This window comes from Nitrospira sp. BLG_2, assembly GCF_049222245.1.
In genome coordinates this window covers 1-6474 of record NZ_JBLYIG010000084.1, presented here as the reverse complement: position 1 = coordinate 6474, position 6474 = coordinate 1, and the positions used below count along the sequence as shown (strand labels likewise).

Here is a 6474-nt window from a genome sequence, read left to right as displayed (position 1 = left end):
CTAGCCGGATTCCGTTATCGAGAAATCGTTCAACGCCTCAAGACGCTCGGATTTCAGTTCGACCGTCAGGCCGCCGGTAGCCACGAGATTTGGTTCAACTCATCCACACATCGGTATACAACCATCCCCAACCATCCTGGTGACATGCCTGAGGGCACCCTTCGTGCCATTCTCAAGCAAGCCGGGGTCTCTCAGGACGAATTCCTTAATGTCTAGGGGGTGATCATCAATGCTTCACGTCTTCCATGAGTTAGCCGGCACGAGAGAGACCTGACCCACTCTCGGCATAAGATAATGACTCCCGACCCTCTTTTTTTTCACGACCCCGTTGTTTTGACCCTGTTTGAGCGACGCGCACTAGGAAGCCGACTCAAGAATCACTGACCAAGCCTGCCCGTCGTACATAACCGCCTCGTCGTTCCCTGCAACAACTAGAATGCCATCGCCGGCAGCAAGATGAGCCCTTGATTTCATTTCGGGCACACCGAGGTCGGCAAATCTGAATTCACCTCCATCGGCAAAGAAGAGCTTTGAAATTGTTGACACAATGACCTGTCCTCGGTAATTTACGATCGACTCAAACACCTGATCAGTCAATTCCTGTCGAATCAACTGCCAGGTCTCACCGCGCCCCATCAGAATCTCTCTTCTGTTTGTGGTTATGTAGACGATCCCATCATCAGCGCAACAGACATTCTCCAATGAAGAATTCGTCGGGACATCGATATTGCCCCAAATATCTCCATCGTAATGCCACAAGTCGCCTAGCCCTCCACATGCATACATATCCTTCTCGCTGAAACCGTCGACGTCACGAAAGCCCGCATGTTCTAAATTCGTGTCTTCTCCACGCGGAAAGAGCCCTCGCGATATCGGAACCCAACTATTCTTAGCCTTTCTCATGAATACTTTTCGATTGGGCCCAACAGCAATAGCATGCCCGTTACGCACTGCTTTGACATTTGAAAAAATAGGACTTCGCATTTGAACCACTGGACTTTCCCAATCATCATCTCCTTGCCCAATGACATATGACTCACCATCCTCAGTAACAAAAACCCACCTCTCATTAGGTTTAAAAGCCGCACAGCCGTGAACACCAGTGGTCTCTCCTAGGTACCGGACAGCCCAGCTTTCGCTCCCCTCGGGTTCATCTGGATAATAGAAGAACAATGCGGTATCACGCTGCTCAAGAGAATCGCTGTGAGGCCACTTCTGCGCAGCAATCCCAATTATGTTTCTTGTCCTAACATAACAACTGCTAAACTCAAATCCCATCAGATCTTCTGGCCTATACAGCATGATTACTTAGCAACCCCCTTATTCCGTGCTTTGTCAAAATTCTTGTTTGTCATGCCATCTTTCTGGCGCACCTTAATGTCACTCCCTGTACTGTGCTCTCTCAATGAGGCTTCAATCTGTGCTTCTATACAAGCCTGGCTGCAATGTTGGAAGGCCTCATTGTGTGCTTCCGCGACCTTGTTTTTTGCATCTGCATACGTAAGCTCTCTCTTTTCGAGAATTGCCCTGAGTTTCTCTTTGGTCTTGTCGTGAAGAACTCCATGATCACCCGAACTATGGCTTTCTCCGCTAACACAAACACATGCGCCTTTATTCAAGGTATACGCATCATCCCCTGCCTTCTTAAGGCCCACCACATTCGTGCTGCTATCGCCACGGCTACTTTGGAGCAGTGAATTAGGGAGCAGGTGGTGACCAGTCTTCTTTGGGCAGCAATTGGGCGAGCCTGAGCCGCCGTATGGAACCAGCATGCAGTTGCGTGCCTTCTGGCAATTCTCATCTTTGCAGCATTCGTCTGCACTCTTGTAAGCCCCTGTGTCAGGATCCGAGCACGTCTCCTTTTCTTTCTTCATGTCCCCTGCACAGTCATCCAGCTCTTCTTGGGTCATATTGTCTGCAAAAGGCCACGGTGGAGAATTGCCCGGAGTTGATCCGTGATTATGTGTCGTCAAATCAAAATGTCGTACAACATTCTCTCCCTCCAATTTCACATCCATTGACCAAGCGTTGAAGTACACCTTACCCATATTCTTGTGTGTCACCACACCCTTGAGGGGCGCACAACCCGCTTCATCACCCATACTTCTCTTGAAATAGGATTTATCTTTGAGCATGACCTCCTTGTTGGAAATCTTGACGTTCTTGCTGCCCTCGGTCATGTCCGAGGCCATCCCAGTGTTGGGATATGGGATCGGAACCCCGGGTGGGGTAGCCGGGGTTTGCGGAGGGGTCATACACACGTCCGGAAATGCACAAATGGATTTGCCCAAACCGGCCTTGCAGGATATCTCACGACCGTTGGCGTATACTTCGTTCGCCATTATTCTGCCTGCTTTACAACAAGCGCGATTCGCTCTCTACCATCACTGCCGCCGTGACAGAGGACCCTCGAACCAGGCGAGTAGTTCTTCTTTGCCGAAGCTAACAGGACCCCTAACATGATAGGGATAATCGCGCCACCCACTTCCCCAACACCATCAGAAGGATGCCAAACTTCAAATCTTTCTGTAAGCTTGCGTCGAATTCGAGTAAGTGCGAGAGTTGCCTCCTTGAAGCCGTACTGTTCACCGCTCACATCGGTGATCCGGAAATCAAGATCTCCCATCCCGCAGCCAGCATCCGCCAGCGCAGCCTTAATCGCCGCCACTAATCCATCTGCTTTGAGCGGTTTTTCTGACAACACCGTCGCCTGTTCATGACCGCTCCCTATTCCGAGACACTGAACACTGCCTCCCCTGGATTTATGAGGCATACCCACAAGAATCGCAGCACCGGCCTCTCCAGGAATAAACCCATCATGATCCTGACTCGTGAGCAAACGAGTTTGTTCTTCGTAAGCTGCCAGCGTTCCGGCCACGAGATAGCTGTCCACTCCGGCAATCAAGCAATACTCACCTCGCCGTCCTTGCAGCCATTGCCTCGCAAGAGCCAATGCCGTTGCTCCGCTCACTTTGCCTTCCGCAATCACTTTCGACTCTGGATGGAACTGCACGCCCAATTCGACCTGAACTTCCATCAGGAGCGTCTGATCGAGACCCTCCAGTCGTCCTGGGCGATCCGGCTCGGCAACGCAGAGAAACAACGGCACTTTGACTGGCGGCGTTCCATCCAATGATGCCAAACACTCCTTAATTGCTGGAGCCACCATTTTTACAAGCTTCGTCCGGCCACGCCATGGCTGCTCAAGTGGAACTTGGCACCCCATGATCCACTCCCCGCCCTTATCCATAAATCTCGTTTCAGTGAAGTTCGAAATTGCGCAGCGGATTGCCGCGCAGGTGGACGCCGCCGTCAATCCAACGCCTGTGACCATGCCTGAGGCAAGAATGGCGACTGGCTGGCTACTCATGCTTCCGTCTCCGCTCGTTCGCGCATCTTGGCCGAAACCAATGCACCAAGCGAAGGATAGTACGTCTTGCCCAGCTCGCGGGCTCGATACCAGGCCTTCGGCATCACCCCTGCCACAACTTGCACTACATCGAACATGTTTCGCTTGAGCCGATAGGACTGCCTCCACAACAGCATGAACCGCTGCTGATCCGGTTCGATGATGATCGTATCGATGGCTCCCTTTGCTTCTTGCTTGTCCCCCTTCTTCGGAAAGAAAACGATCGGCATTTCAATTGTCGGAATGGTAAATCGTGTCGTGCCTTCTGGTGTGAGATTCGTCAATGTCACTGTTTCTCCCCCGCGAAGATAGGGAATCTGTTGATCAACAGGAGCGGCTTGGTAGTAGGCATCATTAAAATCGAGCGGTAGAAAGGGAAAGATGTTGTCGATCCAGTTCTGGTCGTAAGTCCCGGCTAATTTGTACCGAGGATCCCAATTCCTCCCTATGGGGCCAAAGGCCATAGGTCGATATTCGCCATGGGGGTTTTTCACGGACCGGCCCTCTTCTTCAGTGTTCGGTAGCGGCTTTCCGTTGATGAGTTTCCCGCTTATATGATGGTGAAAGCCACGCCCGACCGGATTGGTCAGGACAAACCTGTGCTTCTTCGGATCTTCATGCGTGGTATCAGTCCCACCGAAGGCCTTGCCATATGAGATCGGCATGATGGTGAAGGACTCTGGCTTTGTTGCTGAGACGCCGAACCAGCCCCTCTTCCAGGTCCGGTTGCCGATCACGGTAAAGGTTTTGCGCCAGTCCCCTACTTGAAGAGAAACGTTCACTCGCTTTGTCGGCTGACCACCAGGAGCATAAGCACTCCCGTTCAGGAGAACATCACATTTGGGTTTCTTAGGTGGGAACTCGCTTTCATACACCGGCGCGGAGAATCCTGGCTCTCCTTCAAATGTATCGGCCAGGACAAGAGGCATTTGCTCTTCGGCTAGTTCAGCTTCTTGGCTTGGTTTATCCGGGATATGAAAGGTGCCCTTAACCACAACTACGAGAGACTCGCGTCCGTCCGGCGCCACCCCCATCGTATACCCGGCCTGCATCTTGGTGGCGTTGAGGAGTTCCATGGTGATCAATGTATGTTTCTAGCAGGCTGCGGAAAAACTCGCTCATTCATTGAGCGAAGCCCGCAGGAAGCACGTTTTCCGTCTGGATAAGTTTGAAATGCCTCAGTGTGAGCAGTTCGCCTGTACTGGTCGAAGCAAATGCGGCTGTCGAGCATATCGGAGGTCATTCCAGATACCGAAGTTGCCCCTTAGTAGAGGCTACAAAAATGTTTTTCCGCAGCCTGCTAGAGTTCCTCACGAAGATCCAATTGGTCTTTTGTTATGTTGTGGCCTTTTCAATCACCCGTTCTAATTCGCGCACCAGCTCCGGCCTTTCTAAGACTTCCGCAAACTCGCCCACAATGCGCCGGACTCTTGCCAGATCAATCTGTGCGTGATATCGGAGCAGCAGCTCTTCGGCATCCTGCACATCTTGCGGTCTCAAGGCGACCATCTTGTAGATCACTAAATCTTCCGGCCTGGGAATCGCAATGCGGACTCCGGCAAAATCCACTGACCGCCGATGGGCGAGGGCCTCCTCTTCAAACGGCAAGAGGGCCACTGTCACATCGATATCAAATCGATATCAATCTGAGAGCCACGATGTCTTAGGAGCAACACATGTCGCGACCGGGCAAACTCCAAGGCATTGCGAATTCTCGGCACAATACCCTTTTCTGAAAAGCGCTTAATGAGCGCGGCCAACTCAGGCTCGGAAATTCGCAGCGTCGCGTCAATATCGGTCGTGGCCCGAGAATGCCCCCAGGCAATTACCGCGACCCCGCCGATGATCATGCCCTCATACTCAGGCTCAAGCACCTCCATGACTTCACGAAGGACGAGGGGAAAATCCTGTTCCTGTTCACTCACCAGCGAACGCCCTTTTTCAACATCACCCACCGTTGGCGGACTTGCTCCACCGCCTGTTCACGAATTTGGATGTCCTCGATTGCATATCCCCCACGCGCATGAATGAGCTTCATGAGTCCTAAGGCCAAGCGAACTGAGCGCTGCCGGTCGACCGGCTCCTGTCGAAGACGTGCACGATCCGCTTGGCGCGCAGCCTCAAATCCTGAGAGCCAGGCGAGCACACGGTTCTTTTCGAGTTGGGTTGCCATGATCATGCCCCACAGAGAGGAGAGGCTCCCTGGTCATGAGGACGGTCGTCTTGTCTCAATTAATTTGCACACTTCCACCCTTAAGACGATTCACCCCTGACGAGCGGCTGAGCACATAGGCCCCTCGGATCAACACTTTTCCCGCCCGCGTGAGGGTGATGCTCGCCTTGCCGCACTTGAGCACAATCTCCCTTTTCCCCTCGATGACGACCTGCTCACCATCCACTTTTGCTTCGATCGGTGGTTGAGATACCGTTGGAGCCCATTCTGCTTGCCACAATGATCCAATGATATAGGGCGAACGTGGATCGCCTGCTTCGAACGCAACCAAGACTTCTTCTCCTAGCTTTTCCTTGGAGAGTGGCACGATTGAACGTGCGGACACCGCTTCCATGCCAAATAGATTCGGAATCACAATGCGGATCAACCCTGATGCAGGATCGATCTCCGATAACAACCCGCGATGGATACCGTTTATCGATTTTGGTGGAGTGGAGACCTGATGATCTTGTTGTTGTTCGGTTTCGACGAGAAGTTCTAGGATTTGATCCGACTGCTGACGCTCCATAGTCGTCCCCTCATTAGTTCTGCAGGATCTTCTTGCCTTTCATCACGATATCGCCCGACGCGTTGACCGAAATCTTCTTCCCTTCAATCACGATGTCGCCGTTCTTCTTCATCTGGATACGCGCACTTCCCGTCTGGATGGTGATTTCCTCTCCGGCATCAAGGAGCATTTTTTTGCCGGCTTTGATCGTCACGTCTTTGCCGGCTGTTCCCGTCATGTTGTCGCCGGCTGTCATGGCAAAATTCTTCCCAGCATTCTCAGAAATATTGCTCGACGCATCCACGGACTTGTTGGCGCCGACTTGTTCGCTGCTGTTGCCGCCGA

At 52.3% G+C, this 6474-nt stretch carries 9 protein-coding genes and 1 pseudogene; 1 reads left to right on the top strand and 9 read right to left on the bottom strand.

The genetic code is table 11. The features are described 5' to 3' along the window. A partial coding sequence (locus ACOSYY_RS02540) for a type II toxin-antitoxin system HicA family toxin (protein WP_421660702.1) occupies window positions 1-216 on the top strand: 216 nt, incomplete at its 5' end. A gap of 141 nt (window positions 217-357) precedes the next feature. Here the strand turns inward: ACOSYY_RS02540 and ACOSYY_RS02535 are convergent. The 9 genes and pseudogenes from ACOSYY_RS02535 to ACOSYY_RS02495 form a co-directional block, all read right to left on the bottom strand. After that, window positions 358-1278, bottom strand: coding sequence for a hypothetical protein (locus ACOSYY_RS02535; protein ID WP_421660701.1), 921 nt, complete (start codon window positions 1276-1278; stop codon window positions 358-360). 26 nt (window positions 1279-1304) lie between these two features. Further along, complete coding sequence (locus tag ACOSYY_RS02530) at window positions 1305-2342, bottom strand: PAAR-like domain-containing protein (RefSeq protein ID WP_421660700.1); 1038 nt, start codon at window positions 2340-2342, stop codon at window positions 1305-1307. Beyond that, window positions 2342-3370: a hypothetical protein gene (locus tag ACOSYY_RS02525; RefSeq protein ID WP_421660699.1), complete on the bottom strand. Its 1029-nt coding sequence runs from the start codon at window positions 3368-3370 to the stop codon at window positions 2342-2344. The genes ACOSYY_RS02530 and ACOSYY_RS02525 overlap by 1 nt, the downstream gene beginning before the upstream one ends. Then, window positions 3367-4485, bottom strand: a complete 1119-nt coding sequence (locus tag ACOSYY_RS02520) for a DUF2169 family type VI secretion system accessory protein (protein ID WP_421660698.1) — start codon at window positions 4483-4485, stop codon at window positions 3367-3369. Before ACOSYY_RS02520 ends, ACOSYY_RS02525 begins: the two co-directional genes overlap by 4 nt. A 259-nt stretch (window positions 4486-4744) precedes the next feature. After that, complete coding sequence (locus tag ACOSYY_RS02515) at window positions 4745-5032, bottom strand: DUF6036 family nucleotidyltransferase (RefSeq protein ID WP_421660697.1); 288 nt, start codon at window positions 5030-5032, stop codon at window positions 4745-4747. Next, window positions 5029-5364: a hypothetical protein gene (locus tag ACOSYY_RS02510; protein WP_421660696.1), complete on the bottom strand. Its 336-nt coding sequence runs from the start codon at window positions 5362-5364 to the stop codon at window positions 5029-5031. The genes ACOSYY_RS02515 and ACOSYY_RS02510 overlap by 4 nt, the downstream gene beginning before the upstream one ends. Further along, the gene (locus tag ACOSYY_RS02505; RefSeq protein WP_421660695.1) at window positions 5331-5582 is read right to left on the bottom strand and encodes a hypothetical protein; all 252 of its coding nucleotides are present in this window, start codon (window positions 5580-5582) and stop codon (window positions 5331-5333) included. The genes ACOSYY_RS02510 and ACOSYY_RS02505 overlap by 34 nt, the downstream gene beginning before the upstream one ends. Window positions 5583-5637: 55 nt before the next feature. Then, window positions 5638-6150, bottom strand: coding sequence for a DUF6484 domain-containing protein (locus ACOSYY_RS02500; RefSeq protein ID WP_421660694.1), 513 nt, complete (start codon window positions 6148-6150; stop codon window positions 5638-5640). 13 nt (window positions 6151-6163) lie between these two features. After that, window positions 6164-6474: pseudogene (locus tag ACOSYY_RS02495) on the bottom strand (type VI secretion system tip protein VgrG); the annotation flags it as partial.

What these genes read in the sequence shown, in the direction of transcription:
- ACOSYY_RS02520 (WP_421660698.1), bottom strand. Translation starts at nt 4,485, where the DNA reads ATGGAACTCCTCAACGCCACCAAGATGCAGGCCGGGTATACGATGGGG.
- ACOSYY_RS02525 (WP_421660699.1), bottom strand. Translation starts at nt 3,370, where the DNA reads ATGAGTAGCCAGCCAGTCGCCATTCTTGCCTCAGGCATGGTCACAGGC.
- ACOSYY_RS02530 (WP_421660700.1), bottom strand. Translation starts at nt 2,342, where the DNA reads ATGGCGAACGAAGTATACGCCAACGGTCGTGAGATATCCTGCAAGGCC.
- ACOSYY_RS02500 (WP_421660694.1), bottom strand. Translation starts at nt 6,150, where the DNA reads ATGGAGCGTCAGCAGTCGGATCAAATCCTAGAACTTCTCGTCGAAACC.
- ACOSYY_RS02505 (WP_421660695.1), bottom strand. Translation starts at nt 5,582, where the DNA reads ATGGCAACCCAACTCGAAAAGAACCGTGTGCTCGCCTGGCTCTCAGGA.
- ACOSYY_RS02535 (WP_421660701.1), bottom strand. Translation starts at nt 1,278, where the DNA reads ATGGGATTTGAGTTTAGCAGTTGTTATGTTAGGACAAGAAACATAATT.